This is a genomic window from Paenibacillus sp. LT-B23 (genome assembly GCF_059417685.1).
In genome coordinates this window covers 12,403-34,075 of sequence record NZ_JBSQBM010000036.1, presented here as the reverse complement: position 1 = coordinate 34,075, position 21,673 = coordinate 12,403, and the positions used below count along the sequence as shown (strand labels likewise).

The following is a 21,673-nucleotide window of genomic DNA, read 5'->3' as shown; positions in this document are numbered from 1 at the left end:
GATTAAAAATACATTTACGGATGTGATTCTTCCTATTGGAACAAGGGATACGAATATTCTGATCTGCGGAACGATTTTGAACGAAGAAGATATCATGGCTGATCTGCTCAAGGGTAAAATCCCTGGTGTGCGAAGTGTCCGTAAAGCAGCCGTGCTTCAATTTTCAGAGCGTGATGATTTGTGGTTAGAGTGGGAACGACAATATAATAACTTGCAGGATGAGGACAGGATCAATACGGCTTTGTCTTTTTTTATAGCGAATGAGGAGGAAATGTTAGAGGGTACGGAAATTCTGTGGAGCGAGTATTTAGACTACTATTATTTGATGTGCAAGAAGCAAGCGATGGGCGAGAAAAGTTTCTATAAAGAATTACAAAACGATCCGCGTTCAACCGATGAATACATATTCCAGAATATCATGTATTGGGGCAGGTTGCCTGAGTTTGAGGAGATGGAACTTGCCATGTACATTGATCCAGCGATTAAAGCAGGGAAGAAAAATGACTATTCGGCTATTTCGATTATTGGACAACACAAGAAGACGAAGCAAATGTATGTGGTGGATGGAAATATCTATAAACTATTGCCGGATGATTTGTTTCAAGTAGCTATTGAAAAGTTAAAGCTTTATCCTGTAGATAAGCTTGGTTTTGAGGTGAATCAGGCACAGAGTTATATAAAGCAAAAATTTGAAGAAGAGTTATGGAAGGCGAAGATACATACGCCCGTAGAAAGTGTCCATTCAAAAGGTCAGAAGCATGAACGTATTATTAGCTTGGAGCCGGACGTGAAGAAGGGGCATATTCTGTTCAATGCAGATAACCTTAGATACAACCATCAAGTGAAGGATTATAATCGAAATTGTACATACGACGATGCGCCAGATTCACTTTATGGGGCTGTCCAATTGATCCAGTCAGTGAAAAGTCTGAAATTTTATGATCGAAGCTTATTATTTTGAGGGTTCTGCTAAAAAAAATATTTACTGAATCACTCGTTAAGCAAATGGACAGTTATCTTCAATAACTATAAAGATTGGATGTCAATTGTTTAGTATTTGGTGTTGCCATTGTTTTAAGGTCTCAGGCTCTTGACGTTTTTTTAAACCTTTATATAGGCAAGTGCATAGAATGAAAATAAACAATGAAATGCTGAGAGGAGAATGAAGATTGTACCGTACTTCATGCTATCCATATCAATGGCATACTCCAATGCATGACTATTGGAATAACATCCATTGGAGTAATAATTGGAATGGTCATTATTACAATGGGATCAACACGAACGGTCATTCTTATAAATTAACAGATTATGGGCAAAGACCATTTGTAGTGAATATTGACCAAGCTACTAAGCAAAATAATACTTACCGCACCGCTTTGTGGACAGGGGAACACCTTCAAGTGACCCTAATGAGTATTAATGTTGGAGATGACATTGGTTTAGAAGTTCATCCCACAACGGATCAATTCATACGTATTGAAGAAGGTCAGGGACTTGTTCAGATGGGTGAAAGTAAAGATAATTTGAATTTTCAAGCAATGGCCTGTGGTGGGTATGCAATTATGATACCTGCTGGAACATGGCACAATGTTACTAATACGGGGAATACCCCGCTTAAAATATACGCCATCTATGCGCCGCCTGAGCATCCATATGGTACGGTTCATGTAACAAAAGCGGATGCCATGTCTGCTGAATAAAGCCGATATTATTAATGGATTAAGTAAATGAGGTTGGAGTGGAGTACTAACGGTGAGCGTTGATTCAACAAGGAACTACCTTAGTAAAGGTGGTTCTTTTCTTTATTCAAGCAAAATTACTTAGCCTATTTTGAAAGGAAGAACCTATTTGCAAATAACCGAACCAATCATATTAGAGTGTCTAAATGAGCTCCAATCGGCTGCAATAGCCAAACAGAAATATGCAGATTACTACAATGGTCAGCATGCCATTCTCAAGAACTATGCGATGCAAGAAAGCCGCAGCAACCAAAAGCTTATCTTCAATTTCCCACGTAAGTTTGTAGATAATGAATTGGGTTATCTGCTTGGAAAGCCAGTAAACTATGTGTCCAAGTCAGATCAGGATGAAGCCATACATAATATAGACGTACATATGAGTCATTGGGTTAAGGAGCATAATCTACAGCTTCGAAAACAGTCTGAAATCTTTGGTGAGAGCTTTGAATTAGACTATATCGATTCGGATGGTCATTTTTCAGCCACGGTATTATCTCCATTGAATGCCTATGTGTTGGAAGATGGAACAGCAGAAAGAAATGTACTATTAGGACTACATAAATTTACGAGACGGTTTGATAAGCAAGTATATTTGGACGTGTATACTGATCATGAAATCCTACACTATACAATCGACAGTGATGATAAAGGCAATCAAATAAAGCAAAATCAAGCACCTGAATTAAAATATATCGGTAAACATAATCACATCTTTGGAAGAGTCCCGCTCATCTCCTGTCCAGCCAATACGGAGAGAAAAAGTGGCTTCCATGATGTGATTTCTTTATTTGATGCCTATAACGCATTGAATTCTGACTTGGTCAATGAAATTGCAGATCATCGCAACGCCTATCTTGTGATTGAGAATGCAAAGCTGGAAGCTGAAGATTTATTGAATATGAAGAAGATGGGCATTATTCAGGTTCCGGCTGGTGGGAAAGTAAGCTGGCTTACGAAAGAGATTAATGATTCTTTTGTGAAGAACGAGCTGGACAATATTGAACGCAAAATCTTCGACATGATGGATCAGGTCAACTTCAATGAAAACTGGGCCAGCAATACGTCTTCCTTAGCGCTGCGAAATAAGCTGCTGAATTTGGAGAATCGAGTAGCTATGCGTGAAGCCTTAATGGAAAAGGCAATCAAGCAGCGTCTACGAAATTTCTTTACATTCCTGCATATCAAAGAAGGCGTTCAATATGATTATCGGGATATCGCCGTGAAGTTTACTCGTAACTTGCCGACAGACTTGGTGGGGATGGCTGATGTGATCGTTAAATTGCAGCAAGTGGTCTCACAGGAAACATTGCTAACACTGTTACCGTTTGTAGAGAATCCCAAGCTGGAATTCAATAAATTTCATTTGGAGCAGCAACGATTAGCAGATGTGAGTAAGGAGAAATCGAATGCAGAATAAAAATAATATCAAGCGGTTGGTTAAAAATAATTGTGCATGCTATCTTGGCGAGAAATTTGGCATCTCAAACTATTGCTGTTTACAGGATGGCCCATGTGTATTTTTCGCTCAAGATGATGGTCTACCCCGTTGTACCTATTTTGAAAATGGAGTTTTGCCAATGGATGAGAAGCTGGATCAAGAGTATAAGTCTGAACGTAATGTAGAGACTGAGGCTAAGACAGCGAAGCCGAGGGTGAACTGTACACGTTGTGGAGGAACATTTTGGGCAAATTCGAATCGGCAGAAATGTTGTGAGAAGTGTAGAGGTAAAGCGAGAAAAGAAAATATCAGGATACGTGTTCGGAAGTTCAGACAAAAAGACGGCTCGATGTAACGCTTTAGAGGTGGGAAAAGCCCTATAAACAAAGGGTTAAAATTAGGCAAAAATGAGGAGTGGGCATGCTTGTACCTTTTCGTCACTTTTGCGTTTTCTAATGCGTTACATGATTGTCTTGGGCATGATATTCAATATGATACAGTTTCAGCATACATATACGTTTCTGAAGTTTAGGCAAACAAGAGGCTTGATGTAACGCTTTAGGCTGTCAAAAATCCAAATGAAATAAGGATTAAAAATACCTAAAAGTGGGGAGTGGGTATGTTTGTACCTTTTCCTCGTTTTTGTGATTTCTAAAGCGTAACAACACTGTCCTGAGCATGACATTAAACGGCTCCATACATACATAAGCGTGTTCGGTTCTACAGAGTCGGATGGGCAATAAAGGAGATTAAACGAAAATGAATTTAGAACAAATGAAGCAGTTGATTGAAGAAAACCAAACGAATGAGGAATGGCAAACGTATCTTCAGGGCTTGAATCCGTATAGCGTGGAGGGGATGGAGCAATATATCCAATCTAATCAGCAAGCCAAAAGTTGGTTCGATAGCACCGTGGACAAACGATCAGCTAAATCGCTGGAAACATGGAAGGCCAACCATTTGGAAAGTGCAGTGGATGCTGAGATCAAGAAGCGATTCCCGGCTAAGGATGAAAAAGAAATCGAAGTCGAGAAGCTGCGAGCCGAAGTGGAGCATATGAAGCTGGAGAAACAGCGTGAACGGTTAACCAGCCAAGCGATCAAAATAGCATCCGAAAAGAAACTTCCACTCTCGTTAGTGGATTTTTTTATTGGTGCAGATGAAGAAGCGACGACAGTGAATTTGGCTATGTTGGAACAATCGCTACAACAGGCTATACAACAACAAGTCGAGCAACGGCTTAAAGGGGATGGCTATACCCCTCCGGCTAGTTCAACGAGTAGCACATTTACATTGGATTCAATCAAAGGCATGCCCCAAAACGAGATCAATCAGCATTGGGATCAAGTCAAACAAGCATTACAAAACAAACAATAATCAATAGAAAAGGACAGGGTGATTAGATATGTCAGTACAACATTTTATTCCTACCATTTGGAGCGCACGTTTAAATGAAAGTTTGAAAAAGAATCTGGTGTATGGGAACGTGGTCAACACCGATTATGAAGGTGAGATTCAAGGTCAAGGCTCAACGGTAAAAATTAATTCGATTGGGGCAGTAAGCATTGGCAATTATGATAAGGTGGCAGGAATCGGTAATCCACAGGAACTGGATGCTACACAAAAAACATTGGTGATTGATCAGGCGAAGTATTTCAACTTTCAAGTGGATGATGTAGATGCTGCCCAAGCGAATGTGAATCTGTTGGATGGTGGGATCATGGAAGCTTCGTATGGGCTTGCTAATGTGGTGGATCAGTATCTGGCTGGATTTTATACGGAGGTCAAAGCTGAAAATACGATGGGTAACGATGCAACGCCGATAATTCCTACAAAAGATACAGCCTATGATTTACTGATTGATTTAGGTGTGCTATTGGACGAAAATAATGTACCTGAATCGGAACGTTTTGTAGTGGTTCCTGCATGGTACTATGGCTTGCTGCTGAAAGATGCCCGTTTCACCAAAGACCCGAATCTTATCCGCACAGGCTATGTGGGAGATATTGATGGCATGACCGTTTATAAATCCAACAATGTGCCAAATACCGCAGGAGCTAAGTATAAAATTATTGCAGGTCATAAAAGTGCCATTTCCTTTGCAGGTCAAGTGGATTCGGTGGAAGCATTCAGACCAGAGAAACAATTTTCGGATGCAGTGAAAGGGTTGCAAGTATTCGGAGCCAAATGTATTAAGCCCGAAGCCATCACTGTACTTACAGCGAATAAGTCTTAATTGAAAGTAGATGATATGAGAACACATTATAATAGAAGAAACACGTTTGGGGTGTCCGTTTTGGATGCCCTATTTTATTTTTTTGGAGGGTAATAAGATGTGGTTTTTGAATCAGGAAACAGGATGTATATGGGAAGTCACAGATCAGGAGTTAATGCTGCGGTTACAGGCCAGTGGGCATTATGAGCAAGTGGAGGAATCTCAACCAGATGAGACTGAAGAAGATGAACCTGTAACGAAAGTTCAAGCTGCCAAGAACATGAAGCGTAACGAGAAGGCACAGGTAAAGGAGGAACAGGAGCCAGCACATGAGTGAGCTAATGGATTTGATGAAACGATTATTAGGCATGGAACCAACGGACATATCCAAGGATGATATCCTAATCCACTATTTGAATAAAGCGAGGAGTAATATTTATGGCTATTGTAATGTCTTAACACTACCAGTGGAATATGATGAAGTCATGGTCGATTATGCTGTGTATCTTTATAAAAATAGGGATTCGGTTGGACTTATAACTAAGCAAGAAGGTGAACGCTCAGCTACCTATGAAACAGGGATTCCGACAAATATTCGACTGGCTCTTCCTCTGCCTAAAATCAAGGTCGGAACAGATTAATGTTCTACGATACGAAGTTGGAAATTTTAGATGCTGAATTCATACCTATTCGGTCAATGATGGCAGATGTACAACCTTATCGTAAAAGCTTTTCATTTGAAGATGGCTACACACTAGAGACGACACATCGAGCTTTCTGTCCACCGGAATCCTTGATGCTGTCGAACTGCTATATTCGAGTGAACGATAACATTTTTATTATTTTGGTTATGAAGGAATGGAGTGATTATATGGAATTGTACCTCTATCGCTGCAAGCCGGATTTTGCATTGGTGGAAGAGGGATGACAAGGAGCTTAGAACCTATGCTGGATTTCTTTCTACGAGAGAAGGGAGAGCTTGTGCATATTAATAATGCAAAGCAGCTTGCTCTGATCCGGGATGCGGCAAATAATATTCAAAACACCGATGAAAAAATCATTCGAGCAGCAACACCCCTACACACAGGAGATATTGTGGATTACCGTGATGAACGATATTTAATTACCAGTCAGGTGGATCAAAATGAAAAGTCGTGTCGAGGCAGGATGAAAAAATGTAATCAATGGTTGGCTTTAAACTGGAGTGGACAGGTGAAATGGTTTGATGCTGTGGTGGAAGCCAGAACGTTTTCAGTGGAAACAGGTAAAGTTATCTCCATGCCAGAGGGAAACATTCTGGTTAGTCTACAGGACAATACAGATACAAAGGGCATTACATTAAGCCAACGATTTTATATGACTCATCAGCCGTTTAAAGTGACTGGAATAAATCATACATTGAATGGCATCATCCAGTTAAGCTGCACATTGGATAGCATAAATACAGCTAATGATGACGTGGAACATAACATCGCTGACAGATGGAAGTACGAGATTACTCATACATATGCATTACATATTCATCAGGGAACGATAGCTCAGGTGCTGCTCAACGAAACGTTATCTTTGGAAGTAACGGCTACGGATAATGGGGATGAGATAGCCAATCCGCTGATTACCTATACATCCAGTGATCCGAGTGTGATTAGTGTAGATCAGCAAGGTCGGGTTATGGGCATCGCTTTGGGCCAAGCAAGTATCACCGTAAAATTAACATATCACCCTACGATACTGAGTACGATTGAAATGAGAGTCGTCGAAACGGGAACGCATATCTATTCGATAGCCATTACTGGTAATCCCATCCTCAAAACAGGCCAAAGCGCCTCATACGTCAGTCATATCTATGATCATGGAACAGAAGTGTTTGACCAGTCGGTAGAGTGGAGCCTACGGAATCAAGATGAATCAACTCCTATCATGGGAAGCATAACAGCCAGCACAGGAAATAGCGTAACCATAAAGGCAGGAAGCAGTAGTGGAACGATCAACAAAGCTTTAACATTGACAGCCACCTTAGTAAGCGATCCTAGCATGACCATAGAAAAGACCATTAGCCTTAAAAATTTATTCTAAGCATTATATCTATCGGCTTGCCCTAGAGGTGAGCCATTTTATTTCAAAGGAGCCATATACATATGCAACGAAAATCTATTGATTACTTGCTCAGTCTGAGCCTGTTGAAGCAATTGAGATCACAACAGTTGATAACAGAAGAAGAGTTTATCGCGATTGATGAGCTGAATAAAAAATCTTTCAAGTAGCTATAACATGGGCAGAAATGGACTTGATGATGTAGCGCAAGCATTATACCATGTGACCGTATAAAGAAGATATTGAAGGGAGAAATATCTATGGCACAAGCCGCAATTGCAAAAAAAGTCGTGATCGTTCCCGTGAAAACGTTGGACATCGTAGAGGGAATTCAATCTATTCAAAAGAAGAAAGTCGCTGCCTATTGCCGGGTCAGTACCGATTCCGAGGAGCAAAAGGAGAGCTATACCAATCAGGTGAATCACTATACTCAACACATTCAAAACAACTTGGAATGGGAAATGGCTGATATTTACGCAGATGAGGGCATCACCGGAACCAGCACCAAAAATAGAACGCACTTTAATCGCATGATACAGGATGCCCGAAACGGTAAACTGGATCTCATACTGGTCAAGTCGATTTCGAGATTTGCCAGAAATACATTGGATTTATTGAAATATGTACGGGAACTCAAAAGTCTCGGAGTGGCTGTATTCTTTGAACGGGAGAATATTAATACACTGGATACCACAGGTGAAGTATTACTGACCATCCTGAGTTCTCTTGCACAAGACGAGAGCCGAAACATTTCGGAAAACAGTCGATGGGGAATATTACGTGGCTTTCAAAACGGCAAAGTCTTCTGCAACACGACTCGCTTCCTTGGCTATGATAAGGACGAGCAGGGAGAACTGGTGATTAACGAGCCAGAAGCAGAGATTGTACGCAGAATATACGAGGAGTATCTAGACGGAAAAAGCTATCAGGCGATTGCTAGAGGCTTGATGCGAGATCACATTAAAACAGTCACGGGTGGAGATACGTGGTGGGATTCCTCCATTACCTTGATCCTGACCAATGAGAAATATTACGGAGCTTTGCTTCAGCAAAAGACGGTGACGGTAGATTTTCTAACCCACAAACGAATAAGGAATAAAGGACAGGAGCAGCAATATTTAATTGAGGACAACCATGAACCGATTGTATCCAAGGAAATATTTGAAGCGGTGCAAAAGGAGAAGGAACGGAGAGCCAAACTGAAAGGGAGCGTGATGGGAGAGAGTAAAAGATACTCCAGTAAATATGCACTCAGTAGCAAAGTATATTGTGGATGCTGTGGAGCCATTTTTAAACGTCGAACCTGGAACAGCAATAATCCATCCAAAAAAGTGGTATGGCAATGCAAAACGTATGTCAATGAAGGTAGGGCAGCATGTGATGCCAAATCAGTCGATGAACAAGTTTTACATTCCGCGTTTGTACGATTGTTCAACCGGATGTATAAGAATAAGAAAGGATTCATGAAGACGTTGAAAGCCAATATTGAATCGGTGCTTTCCAGCAAAGTAGGGCAAGAACCACTACTAGAAATTGAAGGACAGATGCAACAATTGAAATCCGACTTGAAGGAATTAGTGAATCTTAAGCTACGGAATCAAATTGATGAAACGGTATATGATGAAGAAACGAACAGACTTTCCAATGAACTCAACGAGCTACGACAACAGAAGCTGACACTGGATAAGGAAGAGGAGCAGAAAGCGAAAATTAAGGAACGTGTCGATGAAATTATCCAAGTACTAAGCTTACGGGAAGATATACTGAAACAATTTGATGATAACCTATTTAATGCGTTGGTGGAGAAGATAACCATTCTCTCACCAGCGCATTTTGTTTTTACCTTGAAAAGTGGAATGGACATAGACGAAATACTGGACTAACGAAACCATAGGATAACATTATCAGTAGGCTAACGAATAGCTGTGGGCTGTATGACGGGAAGGATCAATCGAATCCCGTCTTTTACTCCTTCCATATACATAGATTGCTTATCCTGACTTAGCTGATAACCTATGACTTCTTCCCATTCGGATAGCAGACGTTGAATATCTTCAGTTTGATTACCTTTCAGTTGCTCAATTTGAGTGAATAGATGCTCATTTTCTGATAAATTTGAAGCATTTTGTTCACTGGCTAATTCTAATTGATAAAAACGTTGGCGTAATGCTTCCTGAAACCAATCTGGCCAATTTGACATAACACATTTCCCTCCCGTGGTTGAAGTGTGTGTATGTTAACTCTGATGGGGAGGGATGGCAAGTCATTGTTTTGTGAAGGAAGTGGCTTGCTATGTTATTAATACTGATCTTGAGCATGTAAAAGCTTATTCCTACTCATTGGACCAAGTTGGAATAATCCTTTAAGAATGTTTTTTTGTTCGTTTGAAAAATTGTATACTGGTATTAGTATTGTAAAATGAGCTTATGCAATCTCTTTTTTTATAGATTCAAAAATTTAGATAATCAAGATATCAATTTTTAGGACGGTGATTTCGAATTAAATTCCATACTCCGAATGGATTATAGAATGGATCTTCTTCCTCAAACATTGTACACTTTTTATGCTTCAACAAATATATTGGAGAGTTTGGATCTGTACTGAATGTTTCTCCGTCAGTGATCTTTGGTTTTTCTACAATGTTATATAAACAAAATATCCTAAATATTGCGGACACTTCCGAGCCAGTTATGTTTTCAGATGTTGTTTCTACATCAGAATAACCAAAACTATGCATACCAGTAGTGTAAAAAGTATTTTTTTCACGGGACATTTGGATAAACGCAGCAAATACTTGTGCGATGTCTCTGCCATTTGTTATTTCTATCCATTCTTCTTTTGTACTCGCTCTTCCAGAAGATTCAACATTTACTGCAATTCCTCCTGCGTGCAAAACTGCACCAGCGACCTCCATCATATCCAAAACTTTTTCTATAGAGCCGCCTTCACCAAAAAGATAAATGATGCTTTTGTGTTCATTTAATTGATTGATGTGCTCCTTTTTAAATGATCCATTTCCAGCTACTTCGAAAGCCTCTGCAACATAGGGATTATATTCGCTCATATCGACTTCAAATAATTCTTTTGGTTCTTTAAGATTTCCGATATGGTTCCCTGTATATATATAACCATTTCCATCTCGAGCCATTGCTTTCACAAATTCATCTCTTGTCTTCCAATAACCAGGTATTCCTAAAATAATTTTTGGTAGATTCATAGCAGTGCATCACCTTATCTCACAATATTTTGTATTCAACCAGATATCTTTTATTTAACTTAATTTTTTCAAAAGTAAGTTGGCATTTTCTAAATATAAATCTGGATCATCATCCTTAATTAGCAGTAAAATTCCTTTAATAGCTTGCTTATTCGAGCTTTCTAATTTGTCTAAAATCTTACCGTAAGAAATGAGTGAATCTTTTGAATTTAAAAGTGTCCGATGAATCCTCTCTGCCCAGAACTCTGCATGTGGTAACATATTGGGAATCCCCAAAGCCAGTTTGTACAAGCCCTCTTCTAAGTTATTACGTTTTGCAATATAGAATATAGTTTCGATAAGATAATCATCAGCTGACGGTTCAGCAACTTCATCTTCAAAGATTGTACAGAGATCGGGAATTATATCATTCGTCCCTTCAAGGGATAATTCATTCAGAATATCCTCAAACACCTCTATATTATCTCCCTCATTTTCCATAAATCGCATTTTATATAGTATATTAATTTTCTCATTCAATATAATTAACCCCCTCTATTTGGGTCAACCGCTATTTGGGCTTCCCGAAGATCTTTGAACCATTGTGTTCATAATTTTTGTAGTAGTCAATATATTCCCGAATCTTCTTTCTAGTCGCTTTGTTATACAGTCCATCTTCTTTGAGAATCCGTCTTAAATCATTAATATCGAATGTTAGGACATCACGTGGCTTCAAAGATTTATACAAAGTAAAATCCTCTGGTCTTGTTGCTTTACTTAGTCCATAGGTAAATGTTCTTCTATGTCTACCACCCTGTCCTGGATGTGGATGCTCTAAAAACATAGCATAACTATCTTTAGTCTTAATACCAAACTCATCTTGCATGTATTTATTAGATGGCATATGGTGACCTGTTATATTATCGCCAGTTTCATTAGGTAATTTCCCATATTTCCCATGATTTAATTCGTTCGGTAGCAAATCTTTGCTTGTCTGAGGTATATTTTGTTTCTTATCATTAGCAAATTTTTTGTAACGCTCATTAAGCCTTCCCTTTAGTTTATCATAATCCGTTTTAGGTTTTCCTGTCCCCTCAATTTTCGGTGGATCAATTGGTTTTGAAGGTGTAGTTTTACCCGTTCCTAATTTAGCCTTTGGAATTTTGAATTTTCCAGAGGGGAGCTTTAATTTCGTATTTAACTTAAAACCATGCGAACCTCTAATGCCTTGAAAATTATAAGCAATACCAGCAAATACAATGGAAGCCGCCTGCCATTTGGGTATGGGTTCTCCCGTCCACAGATTATAACCTTCCATGGCGGCTTTTGTCTGTTCTAGGATAGGATCGAACTCATCTGATCCGTTATTTAATTTGATTTCCCCATTTTTGATAGCTTCGTTATAGGCAAGAGTGGCTTGGGCTGCTTTTTGATCGGTAACTCCATTTTTGCTGAGAACCCACATAGTTCCTACTATTTTTTTATCATACTCATCAAAATTATAGGAGACTTTAGCTTTCTCAGCTTGCATGTAGCTATCGTGCTTGTCCTTCCAACGTTGTCTCAGATCTACAGGAATTTGCTGATACGCCTGAGCCATGGCATTAGACTCTTTCAGTAGGTTTTGAACCAGTTCCAGTGGGCCACCGGAATCCGCTACATGACGCGCACTCGTATATGCTTTTCCTAAAATCCACTTGCTATAGTAGGCTTGTCTCGCTCGCTCATGCTCATATTGACTAATTAACCCTTGCATGGCTAAACCAGCCAAGTGTTTGAGCGGGTGCAACCCTGTTTCTTTACTGCCTCCAACCGTTGGCGTTCCTTTACTACGAATAGGGATGGCTCCAGTTGCTTGTAACACCGTTGCCGCCACTTTACCTGCTGGCCCACCCACCGTATTCAACATCACACCGGCTACGTTCCCCACTGCTGGAATGGAGCCTAACAGTTTTGATATCGTACCCATCAAAGCATTGGCCTGTTGAAGCGCTGCTGGAGTCGTAACTTTTGCTTTAGGAGTAGGGGCTTGGCTGCTCTTGGCTGTTGCAGTTTGTGCGGCCTCATATGCTTTGATATTCATTAACGGCGGTTCAGGCACAGGAGGGAGGTCAGCTACAAAAACTGGAGCTTTCACCGTACCTTCCTGATATATCACTGGAGACTTGGTATCCGTCTCACCATCCAGCACCATGCTACTTTCTCCACCTTTGAGATACAGCGCCGTTCCAGCTTCCAGCGACAGTTCCTCACCTGCATCCAGCTTCACATGACCACCCTGAATCTGCACATTCCCCGGACTGCTAACGGTAATGCCACCATCTTCATTTAGTGTAATTGAAAATCCATCCGATGTGGAAAGGGTTAACTCCTGATCACTCATCTCCACGCTGCTACCTTGTACATGTTGCCATATCTTCACATTCGGCTGTCCATTTGTGTGGCGTTGTTGTCGTAGCGAATCCGTCACATAGGCATCCTGTTCGCGGTGTGTAGGCAGATACAACTCGACCTGTTCCCCAATCTCAGGCATATCGTACCAGCCACTATGTTCTTCGGCTACATATCGAGTCGCTACAGGGAACCAGCAGGCTTTGGCAGGATCTTGCTTTGGGTCGATATCCAGTTGAAGCTGTACGAAATCCTCCTGTACCTTCAGCACTGTTCCTGTCAGCGAAATCCCGGTGGCCTGATCGTTTTCATAACGGGCATAGCGAATATTCTGTTCCGCTTGGAGATCATAACGGGTACGCAGTAAGCCATCCGCTAACGTTGTCACTGCCCGAACCACGATCAGTTCTTTACCTTGTCCAATGGGTAACGTGATGAGGTCGCCTAGAGCGTAGTATTGTAGACTTTCAATTGTATAGGTGACATACGAGCCAGCACGTTGTTCTCCGGGCTTTTCCGCATCCAGATCATGAAACGTTTTCCGTACCCGATAAAATACATCCCGCTCCACCTTATACTGCTTGCCTTCTGGCATCCCAAAGAAGACCTTGGGCGAAGCTGCGGTTACCTCTGGCACAAGTACGGAGCCAAAACGGGAAGCAAGACGCTTTAAAAAAGCCCAATCCGTCTCCTCATATTGTAAAACAAAAGTATCCAGTTTGGCATAATTAGTTACGGTATCAATAGCGTCTCCATACTCATATTTACGAACCATCGAGGTGACCAGATCATCATAAGTGCGGTGAATATCTTGGTAGGAACGTTTTTTCAGCTTGATATCCATTTGATAAGAATGTGAAGCAGCCTCCAATTCAAAGGTGTATACTCCACGTATACAATGTACGGACATACGCGTAACAATCCCGTGGAACAGCCTTCTCAGCGATTGTCCCTGATCATCCAACTGACGAATCACAATCGGCTCTTGCTCCATATTCTGTCCGATACAAGCTGCTCCCTGTTCTTCGGAGAGCATACCACGGATATGTAAAAAGGTATGATCATTAATGGTACGTGTTATTTGAAGTTGATCGATGTGTTGCGGCTGAAAGGGACCATAAAAGCGTAGGCTTTCATACCCGATCCCATCTGATAATAGGCTCAAGTGAGTTCATAACTCCTTTCTAGATGTGATGGCTGATTACAAAGTAAAGTGCAGCATTTTTAATTCGAGTCTGACGAATAGAAGAAATGGATGAATACAACTTTGAGTCGAGATAGATATGTATCACTGAGTTTATTGGGTACAAAACGTGCTTATTCGGATATAGATGTTCCAAGTAAGCTTTCATTCAAGGTACAAAAGGGTATGAGGTGATATTTAATTACGAACCCAGCATATGTATTTATCGGTTAAAAGAGAGATTTAGTTTACAGAATGACCCATTCGTTGCGGTGTTTACAATGTGCATTTATGGAAGCAGGAGAGGTGTAGAAAGAGAGAAAGCTGAAAGTAATTTTGAGCAATTGTCTTTCAAAGTCAGGAACTGAGCTAATTTAATTGTGATTATGGATTCGGGTAAATTAAATACAGGCTCATATGGAATTAGTAGGATCGACAGAAGTGAAGGGGGAACAGGCACCATCTGGAAAAAGAGGTATTGTGGGAAGAAGTAGCTTTTGATACTATAGGTAATATATATAATAAAAAGGAGTATATCCCTTCCACCGTCTCGACACATGTGGAGTGCGTGGTAGTAATATATCGAGATAAGAAGCATTGATGCACGAGGGCTAGAGGGTAATTTGAATATGTTCCTGCATTCAAAAAATCGCTTTAGGGTTGAGTGCGGGGAACATATTTTATTTACATTCACAAGGCTTATAGAGTGCTGTGTGTTGTTAGTGAAAATGTAATTAAAGTTGTTGTATTTACCTTATTGTATGTGGAATGCTCATGTTTTCGAGGGCATTTTAATTAATATTTTGGATTAACCGATAAATACAAAAAAAGTATAAGATCAGTTTTGAATGTAGCCATCTCTTATTTACTAAGCGACTCTAATAGTTTATAATTAATAAGATGAGGTTTGTTTAATAGTATATAAATATAACTGACATAGAAACAAAAATCCCCGCCAGCCAATTTAGGAAGCCGGGGATTCATTGTTTTCAGAGAAACACAGCATCTTGTTGGATTTTGTGACTTCAGCTATGTTCTATTTAAAATGTGTTTTTTTTGTATTTATTCAACATTTTATTGGGAGTGAATCTGTTACATAGGAGTGATGTTATGGTTAATCTAACTGGAGTTCTACAACGAGTTTTTAATAGGATTCCGAAAGATGACGCTTTAGCAATTATTAAAGAAAAATCAGGTTGGACGCCGGATAAAAAATTAAAGAAGAAAGAAGATATAAAAGATAAGTTTCTAGATTTAGAGAAAGTAATACGAGAAGACGAAATTGAAGATTTTGTGCAGATGGCAGTTATGAGGAAAAGTATTGGATTACCTGCTTATACGTACAAAGTGACTAACTTAAACTTTCTTGATGAATTAACTCAAGAAGAGATTATTGAGAAATTCTCTGTTGAGAATCATACTTTCAAAGATGTTTATATAGTTTCTACAACTGTAGAACGAGTTGGAGACATACTTAAATTCAAATTTCGTTTGAAAGAATTTGAAAGTATGTGGCTAACTGGTGTCAATAATATTACAAGTTTGTCTGCTGTATTTACCTCAGATGTTACATTGAATATATCTAACAAAGTATTGACTGTTTACACTGGTAATCACCAAGTTCAAGATGTACTGATTGCATTTATGGCTCATTTTTTTGGAATGCCAATTGTTTCATATAGCCTAAAAGATATTCCAAATCAAATCAATGAGCTTGGGAGTGTGAGTTTTAAAACAGCACTCTTGTTGGATTTCGTTTCTCACAGATTAAAGCAAAAAGGAATCGAGGCAACTTTTAAAGAGATTAAGTTTTTCACAGGTGCAAAAAATAAGAAAGATGGAATTAAAGATGTAGCAATCGGAGGAAAAGCATTACTTTCATCTCAACTTGCTTGTGAATACATTACTATTGGTAGTGATATTGTTTTCTTCTCTACTGATATGGTTTTTAACGAAATTCCATTCTCAACAAAAGTATATCTTAAGGGTTCTAAGTTGGATATACTAAAAATAGTGATTTTGGACACTGATGACGAAGCTATTAAGTCTGAAGTAGTGAATATTATACAAAGTGAATATATTGATATGTGTAATATTGGAATAAAGGATATCACACAAACAAAGTCACTTTTAAATACGATTGCTAATAAATATTTCAATAAAGATCAACTGATTATTCGTGTCATTGAAGAAAATACTTTGCGTTCAATCTCTGTGGTTGCTAAATTGCTTCCTTTGTTAAATGATCAAGATGAAGAACTAAATGAAAGCATACGTGATTTTATAAAGTCTAATAGAACAGTTCTGGATTCTATCGGCTATAACCAAGCTGATTCGAATCTTAAATTGTTGAATTCGTTCTTGGGAACTGAAAGTTCTAGTATATTAGATGAAGAAGATTATCCAACTGAAGATGAGTAAGAATAACTTTCATATTTAACGACATAGGGGAGGTTAGTTCATTGTTGACTTGGACACAAGATAGTATTCTTTTCCGCTTTTCACGTGAAATTAAATTTCAAGATCTCAATGGACTGATCTCTTCTCCATTTGAAGATTTGTTGGTTTCAAAAAAAAATGATAATGTAATTGAGCTAGTTTATACATGGTTAGATCCAGTTAGAGTTAGGGACAAAATTCTTTCAAGAGAACAAAGAAGTGTAAGCTGTTGGATATTTGGATCAGAGAAGATTTTATGCGCTTTCTCAAATTCAGAAAGTTCTATAGCTTATTTTATGAATAAATTATCTGATATTATCTCAGTAGATTATGAAAGAGTTATGCTTTTTGATTATTGGCAGCAACAACACTACATGAATAATCTTAGTTGGTTTGCAAATTTAATTAATGTACATGTTAAAAAAACTCCAACTGCTTATGATCATAACGAAATTAAAAAACTCAGTATAAAAACTATAACTGAAAATGAACTGAAAGATTTAATTAATAATAATCTTGTAACAAACCTAACTTTTTTAATGGAAAATAATCTTATATTTTATTTTGATCAAAACTCAGTTATATCATTTCCTGACACGGCTACTGAAACAGATATATTTTTTGCTCTATGTACTTTAGTAGAGGAGTTATCGCGAAATTATGTATAAATGGATATCTTTTTTAATTATATTTGTTCCTTTTATTATGCTAGTTTTTACTGATTTTAATTTACCTTTTTCGACCGAAGAGTATGATCACTTGAAAGATCAAATTGAACTTATAAGTTGGGTATTCTCAGGTATAATGGCGTTAGTTTCTTTTTTTGCTCTTTTTATTGGATATATGTATGAAAATAAATTGATAGCTTCCTCTAAAGATCTGAAACTTTTGTATCGCCCCTATACATTAACTATTTCAGATATTCGCCAAATTCTTCTCAGTTATGAGAGCAATAGGACAGGAGATAAGTTAATTAACTATATGTATTGGATCTATTTACTTGTCTCATCATTTACTATTTATGTCTGGGGAGTAACTGTAGGGTTTTATACTCACTATAGATATTCAATCCAAATAGATTTTTCTTTACCTTCTGCAATAAATTTTGGCGTCTATTTATTCTATTTTTTGTTAAGCGGATTATTGATTATTTTGACATTTATTTTGAATCAAATAAAAAATTTAAAAGATCCTTTTAGGAAAGGTTATTTACCCTCAGCAGCAAAGCTTTGTGATCTTAAATTTCTCGAAGAGCAACAAGAGAGTGATATAAGTGAGATAATATTTAAAAACGCTCCTTCTTTAACTTTCTATAAAAACCCACCAATCAGTTCGCCAAAATATGAAGTAATTCTTTTCATGCCAATAAAAATGAAAAATTTTAAGTTTGTAATAAAACTGTATGATAAGGATCAGATCAGTATTTTTAAATGTTATGGTTTTCTGGATGATGTATCACATGTTGGGGATCAATTTTTTATGAGGTTAGCAGATAATCTACCTCAACAAGTTTATGAAAGGCTTATTAGAAACTCTTCAGGGGAAATAAAAGTTTATAATGAAAATAGTAGAGTAATATCACGAATCTCGCTAAAAGCTTTGATCGAGGATGAGAATTGTTTTACAATTATACCTAAAACAATTATTCTGGAAAGAGAAGGAATTGAGCGAGATGGTGACTTGGTAAGGACGATTAATCAGGAAGTTGTTAGGTCTCAAAACGAAATTTAAAGTAAGTTTAGAAGTCTTCTACTAATCGCTAAGTAGGGGGCTTCGTTTTTATAATTGATGATTCTATAACGAAACCGTGAAAAAGGGGGACGAATTGCTAAAGATAACACAGAGGTGTTGGTCCGATACGCCACATCGTAATGAGATTTATCTGGACAGTTTAACCTTGCATCTAACCGTTTCGATTGTTTGGGGTAAGCTTATAATGTTATCAACTCACATGTACGTATACGTGGATTTTTGTTTAGATAGCATGATAGACTATGTCACTTTCTAAGGTGTTCATACTTTCACGACTATGCTATAATAGCATGGCAAACGTATGTTCCAGATTTATTATATTTTTAGTACAGAGTCTTTTTTAAGGAGTAAATTATGCTAAGACCCAAAGCTATCGACCTTTTTGCTGGTGCCGGTGGGATGTCTCTTGGATTCGAACAGGCAGGATTTGATGTAGTCGCAGCTGTGGAGATCGATCCAATTCATGCTGCTATTCATAAATTTAATTTTCCTAACACAACAGTTTTATGTGAAGATATTGCAAACCTTTCTGGGGACAGGCTCCTTCAAGTCGCAGGGATTAATAGAGGGGAAGAACTTGATGTTTTATTTGGAGGCCCCCCTTGTCAAGGTTTCTCTTTGATGGGTAAAAGATTAATAGACGACCCAAGAAACGCATTAGTTGGCCATTTTTCTAGATTAGTTATTGAGACAAATCCGAAATATTTCGTAATGGAAAATGTAGCGGGACTTACAATTGGCGAAGCTAAAACGATTCTTTTACAGTTCATCCTTGAATTCGAAGATACTGGTTATAATATACTGCCATATCAAGTTTTAAATGCTGCAAACTATGGAGTTCCCCAAGACAGAAAAAGATTGTTTGTAATTGGTTATAGAGAAGATATGAATCCTCCTACATATCCTGCAATAGAGACAGATATTCGTGGGAAACGTGGTGTAGATGGTATGGTATCTTTATTACCTTGGTGTCCTTCAGTTCAGGAAGCAATTGGGGATTTACCCGATATAGATGCTTATTTAGAATTATCTACAACTGATTCTATCCCTTTTGAGTTTAATCCTGCGAGTGAGTATGCTTCTAAGCTAAACGGACTAATGATGGATGAGACCAATTATTCATATCCGAGGAACTGGGATAACAAATTTTTAACCAGTTCCTTAAGAACAGTGCATACAACGGTTTCAAAAGAGAGATTTGCTAACACTCCTAATGGCCAAGTTGAACCAGTAAGCAGATTCTTTAAACTTCATAGTGATGGTATATGTAATACGCTAAGGGCAGGCACAGACAGTAAACGTGGTGCTCATACAAGTCCAAGGCCTATTCATCCAATGTTTAATAGAGTTATAAGTGTTCGAGAGGCTGCTAGACTTCATTCCTTTCCAGATTGGTTTCGGTTACACGTGACAAAATGGCATGGCTTCAGAGAAATCGGTAATTCCGTACCACCTTTATTGGCAAGAGCAGTAGGAAGGCAGATTATTCAAGCCATGGGTATAAAAATAATGCAGCCAATAAATATAATTGCGCTGGGAGATGATGATTTATTGAGAATGGACATGACGGCTGCCGCTAACCACTTTAATGTTGATAGAAATGTAATAGGAAGCAGGGAAAGAAGAACCGCACTCCAGGAGGGATAATATTGGCGGGTGAACAAGACAATGGACTAACTAACTATGAAAATATATACTCGGAGCTTGTATCAACAATCTTTTACGATAAATTTGTTCAAGGATTAGAACGTATAGAGTTTACAAAAGACGACATAATTGAAACTGCTAATAAACTAGGAATAACTATTCCTAAAAAAGTCGGCGATGTGCTTACTAACTTTCGTGATCAAAGTAACATGCCGATTGCTATTACTGAAACAGCACCAGAAGGAGCGACATGGAGTATTGTTGGCACAAGTAAATTTTGTTTTAAATTAAATCATGTGAATAGATATTCAAAAATAATCATAAAAATCTTTACTGATAAATTTGCTTCAGGCAGAGAACTTATAGAATTTACAAGAGATGAAATTATTAATACGGCTAAGCATTTAGGCATAGCTATTCCTAAGAATGCTGGTGATGTTTTATATAATTTTCGATATCGTAAGGAAATGCCTCAACCGATTGCTATTACTGCTCCGAATGGTGCCGCATGGATTATAATTGGTAAAGGTGATGCAAAATATGCATTTAAATTAAGTCACACTCCTTTTGTAGAACCGAATCGTGCAATGCAAAAAATTAGAATACCCGATAACACTCCCGAAATTATGGAGCGGTATCGTCTTTCTGATGAACAAGGATTATTAAGTAAAGTCAGATACAATAGACTTATAGATATTTTTCTAGGGATAACAACCTACTCACTACAGAATCATTTAAGGACTAAGGTTAAGGATATTGGGCAGATAGAAATTGATGAGGTATATGTTGGAGTAAATAAAAAAGGTCAACATTTTATTATACCTGTACAAGCAAAAGGCGGTAGCGATAAAATAGGAGTTGTGCAACTAAGCCAAGATATTGCTTACTGTGAATCTATATTTCCAAACCTGATCTGTATTCCTATTGCAGTACAATTTATGGATGATAAAAGTATATGCATGTTTCATCTGAATTGCGAAGATTATAATGCAAGAATTGTTGAAGAGAAACATTACCAATTGGTTTCATCTGAGGAGATTGACGATGCATATATAAGCCGATTGAAAGAATCACTCTAACGTGATTGGCCCTTCAATGTTTATTTACTTATAGAATACAATCCTTATTCGTTGAGCGATAATCATTTCCACATTTTTTAAATGTTTAAATCGAATTGGCACATGTAACCTTGAGCAATGCTATTTCGTTTGGACACTCAAATTTCAATATAATATATCAAAATGGTGTAAAAGAGTAGGTACTCTGCATAAGCTTATTCACATTTCATTTGTGAGATTGGTTTTGTTAATCGTTGCTCTAATTAGGTGTGAAAGAGAAGTGTGTAATTTCAATTTGTTCATCTACATTTTTGACAGCCGAGACATATCGTCTTCGGTTCTTTTTTCTTTCCCTAAGAAACTTTCATCCACTGCAAAAAATATTCTCAAATCTTACTCTTGCGATAGGAACGTATATTCGATATACTATATACGAACATTTGTTTCTTTTTTTATACAGAAACAATGCCTATCAGAACTGACTCGTTCACAGTTATTGAGTTAATCACCCAAACCAT

21 protein-coding genes are annotated in these 21,673 nt (G+C 38.1%); 17 read left to right on the top strand and 4 right to left on the bottom strand.

The features are described 5' to 3' along the window. The 12 genes from terL to ACWXW9_RS27645 all read left to right on the top strand — a co-directional run. The coding region (gene terL, locus ACWXW9_RS27700; RefSeq protein WP_494932008.1) for a phage terminase large subunit at positions 1-961 on the top strand (961 nt) is incomplete at its 5' end. Positions 962-1,169: 208 nt separating this feature from the next. Continuing rightward, positions 1,170-1,703, top strand: a complete 534-nt coding sequence (locus ACWXW9_RS27695) for a cupin domain-containing protein (protein ID WP_494932007.1) — start codon at positions 1,170-1,172, stop codon at positions 1,701-1,703. Positions 1,704-1,851: 148 nt separating this feature from the next. Next, positions 1,852-3,159, top strand: a complete 1,308-nt coding sequence (locus ACWXW9_RS27690) for a phage portal protein (RefSeq protein ID WP_494932006.1) — start codon at positions 1,852-1,854, stop codon at positions 3,157-3,159. Continuing rightward, entirely contained in the window at positions 3,149-3,535 is a 387-nt protein-coding gene (locus tag ACWXW9_RS27685) for a hypothetical protein (protein ID WP_494932005.1), read from the top strand. The genes ACWXW9_RS27690 and ACWXW9_RS27685 overlap by 11 nt, the downstream gene beginning before the upstream one ends. Positions 3,536-3,939: 404 nt before the next feature. After that, complete coding sequence (locus ACWXW9_RS27680; RefSeq protein ID WP_494932004.1) at positions 3,940-4,557, top strand: DUF4355 domain-containing protein; 618 nt, start codon at positions 3,940-3,942, stop codon at positions 4,555-4,557. A 28-nt stretch (positions 4,558-4,585) separates the two neighbouring features. Then, on the top strand, positions 4,586-5,416 hold the full coding sequence (locus ACWXW9_RS27675; protein WP_494932003.1) for a phage major capsid protein: 831 nt from the start codon (positions 4,586-4,588) through the stop codon (positions 5,414-5,416). 97 nt (positions 5,417-5,513) lie between these two features. Beyond that, the gene (locus ACWXW9_RS27670; protein WP_342416717.1) at positions 5,514-5,732 is read left to right on the top strand and encodes a hypothetical protein; all 219 of its coding nucleotides are present in this window, start codon (positions 5,514-5,516) and stop codon (positions 5,730-5,732) included. Continuing rightward, the gene (locus ACWXW9_RS27665) at positions 5,725-6,036 is read left to right on the top strand and encodes a phage head-tail connector protein (protein WP_342416718.1); all 312 of its coding nucleotides are present in this window, start codon (positions 5,725-5,727) and stop codon (positions 6,034-6,036) included. The genes ACWXW9_RS27670 and ACWXW9_RS27665 overlap by 8 nt, the downstream gene beginning before the upstream one ends. Positions 6,037-6,092: 56 nt before the next feature. Further along, positions 6,093-6,323: a hypothetical protein gene (locus ACWXW9_RS27660; protein ID WP_494932002.1), complete on the top strand. Its 231-nt coding sequence runs from the start codon at positions 6,093-6,095 to the stop codon at positions 6,321-6,323. After that, a complete protein-coding gene (locus tag ACWXW9_RS27655) occupies positions 6,320-7,471 on the top strand; it encodes an Ig-like domain-containing protein (protein ID WP_494932001.1) in 1,152 nt (383 codons plus the stop codon). Before ACWXW9_RS27660 ends, ACWXW9_RS27655 begins: the two co-directional genes overlap by 4 nt. 62 nt (positions 7,472-7,533) lie before the next feature. Further along, positions 7,534-7,659: an SHOCT domain-containing protein gene (locus ACWXW9_RS27650; protein ID WP_016821843.1), complete on the top strand. Its 126-nt coding sequence runs from the start codon at positions 7,534-7,536 to the stop codon at positions 7,657-7,659. Between the two features lie 90 nt (positions 7,660-7,749). Beyond that, on the top strand, positions 7,750-9,372 hold the full coding sequence (locus ACWXW9_RS27645) for a recombinase family protein (protein ID WP_494932000.1): 1,623 nt from the start codon (positions 7,750-7,752) through the stop codon (positions 9,370-9,372). A gap of 29 nt (positions 9,373-9,401) precedes the next feature. Here ACWXW9_RS27645 and ACWXW9_RS27640 read toward each other — a convergent pair whose 3' ends face one another. The 4 genes from ACWXW9_RS27640 to ACWXW9_RS27625 all read right to left on the bottom strand — a co-directional run bounded on the left by ACWXW9_RS27640 (position 9,402) and on the right by ACWXW9_RS27625 (position 14,241). Beyond that, on the bottom strand, positions 9,402-9,689 hold the full coding sequence (locus ACWXW9_RS27640) for a hypothetical protein (RefSeq protein ID WP_494931999.1): 288 nt from the start codon (positions 9,687-9,689) through the stop codon (positions 9,402-9,404). Positions 9,690-9,962: 273 nt separating this feature from the next. Then, positions 9,963-10,706 carry a DUF4261 domain-containing protein gene (locus ACWXW9_RS27635; protein WP_494931998.1) on the bottom strand — a complete coding sequence of 248 codons (744 nt, stop codon included), beginning with the start codon at positions 10,704-10,706 and terminating at the stop codon, positions 9,963-9,965. 54 nt (positions 10,707-10,760) lie between these two features. Next, positions 10,761-11,231, bottom strand: coding sequence for an Imm30 family immunity protein (locus ACWXW9_RS27630; protein WP_494932009.1), 471 nt, complete (start codon positions 11,229-11,231; stop codon positions 10,761-10,763). Between the two features lie 25 nt (positions 11,232-11,256). Further along, entirely contained in the window at positions 11,257-14,241 is a 2,985-nt protein-coding gene (locus tag ACWXW9_RS27625) for a hypothetical protein (RefSeq protein WP_494931997.1), read from the bottom strand. A gap of 1,128 nt (positions 14,242-15,369) precedes the next feature. On the opposite strand from ACWXW9_RS27625, the gene ACWXW9_RS27620 reads away from it, so the two are divergent. The 5 genes from ACWXW9_RS27620 to ACWXW9_RS27600 all read left to right on the top strand — a co-directional run bounded on the left by ACWXW9_RS27620 (position 15,370) and on the right by ACWXW9_RS27600 (position 21,176). Then, entirely contained in the window at positions 15,370-16,680 is a 1,311-nt protein-coding gene (locus ACWXW9_RS27620) for a hypothetical protein (RefSeq protein ID WP_494931996.1), read from the top strand. A gap of 41 nt (positions 16,681-16,721) precedes the next feature. Beyond that, positions 16,722-17,366 carry a hypothetical protein gene (locus ACWXW9_RS27615; protein WP_494931995.1) on the top strand — a complete coding sequence of 215 codons (645 nt, stop codon included), beginning with the start codon at positions 16,722-16,724 and terminating at the stop codon, positions 17,364-17,366. Continuing rightward, entirely contained in the window at positions 17,359-18,429 is a 1,071-nt protein-coding gene (locus ACWXW9_RS27610) for a hypothetical protein (protein WP_494931994.1), read from the top strand. The genes ACWXW9_RS27615 and ACWXW9_RS27610 overlap by 8 nt, the downstream gene beginning before the upstream one ends. 375 nt (positions 18,430-18,804) lie before the next feature. Then, positions 18,805-20,097 carry a DNA cytosine methyltransferase gene (locus ACWXW9_RS27605; protein WP_494931993.1) on the top strand — a complete coding sequence of 431 codons (1,293 nt, stop codon included), beginning with the start codon at positions 18,805-18,807 and terminating at the stop codon, positions 20,095-20,097. A gap of 2 nt (positions 20,098-20,099) precedes the next feature. Next, entirely contained in the window at positions 20,100-21,176 is a 1,077-nt protein-coding gene (locus ACWXW9_RS27600; protein ID WP_494931992.1) for a hypothetical protein, read from the top strand. Positions 21,177-21,673: the final 497 nt, after the last annotated feature.

Bases quoted from the DNA above. Each gene is read 5' to 3' on its own strand.
- ACWXW9_RS27685 (WP_494932005.1), top strand. From the start codon at position 3,149: ATGCAGAATAAAAATAATATCAAGCGGTTGGTTAAAAATAATTGTGCA.
- ACWXW9_RS27680 (WP_494932004.1), top strand. From the start codon at position 3,940: ATGAATTTAGAACAAATGAAGCAGTTGATTGAAGAAAACCAAACGAAT.
- ACWXW9_RS27675 (WP_494932003.1), top strand. From the start codon at position 4,586: ATGTCAGTACAACATTTTATTCCTACCATTTGGAGCGCACGTTTAAAT.
- ACWXW9_RS27670 (WP_342416717.1), top strand. From the start codon at position 5,514: ATGTGGTTTTTGAATCAGGAAACAGGATGTATATGGGAAGTCACAGAT.
- ACWXW9_RS27665 (WP_342416718.1), top strand. From the start codon at position 5,725: ATGAGTGAGCTAATGGATTTGATGAAACGATTATTAGGCATGGAACCA.
- ACWXW9_RS27660 (WP_494932002.1), top strand. From the start codon at position 6,093: ATGATGGCAGATGTACAACCTTATCGTAAAAGCTTTTCATTTGAAGAT.
- ACWXW9_RS27655 (WP_494932001.1), top strand. From the start codon at position 6,320: ATGACAAGGAGCTTAGAACCTATGCTGGATTTCTTTCTACGAGAGAAG.
- ACWXW9_RS27650 (WP_016821843.1), top strand. From the start codon at position 7,534: ATGCAACGAAAATCTATTGATTACTTGCTCAGTCTGAGCCTGTTGAAG.
- ACWXW9_RS27645 (WP_494932000.1), top strand. From the start codon at position 7,750: ATGGCACAAGCCGCAATTGCAAAAAAAGTCGTGATCGTTCCCGTGAAA.
- ACWXW9_RS27640 (WP_494931999.1), bottom strand. From the start codon at position 9,689: ATGTCAAATTGGCCAGATTGGTTTCAGGAAGCATTACGCCAACGTTTT.
- ACWXW9_RS27635 (WP_494931998.1), bottom strand. From the start codon at position 10,706: ATGAATCTACCAAAAATTATTTTAGGAATACCTGGTTATTGGAAGACA.
- ACWXW9_RS27620 (WP_494931996.1), top strand. From the start codon at position 15,370: ATGGTTAATCTAACTGGAGTTCTACAACGAGTTTTTAATAGGATTCCG.
- ACWXW9_RS27610 (WP_494931994.1), top strand. From the start codon at position 17,359: ATGTATAAATGGATATCTTTTTTAATTATATTTGTTCCTTTTATTATG.
- ACWXW9_RS27605 (WP_494931993.1), top strand. From the start codon at position 18,805: ATGCTAAGACCCAAAGCTATCGACCTTTTTGCTGGTGCCGGTGGGATG.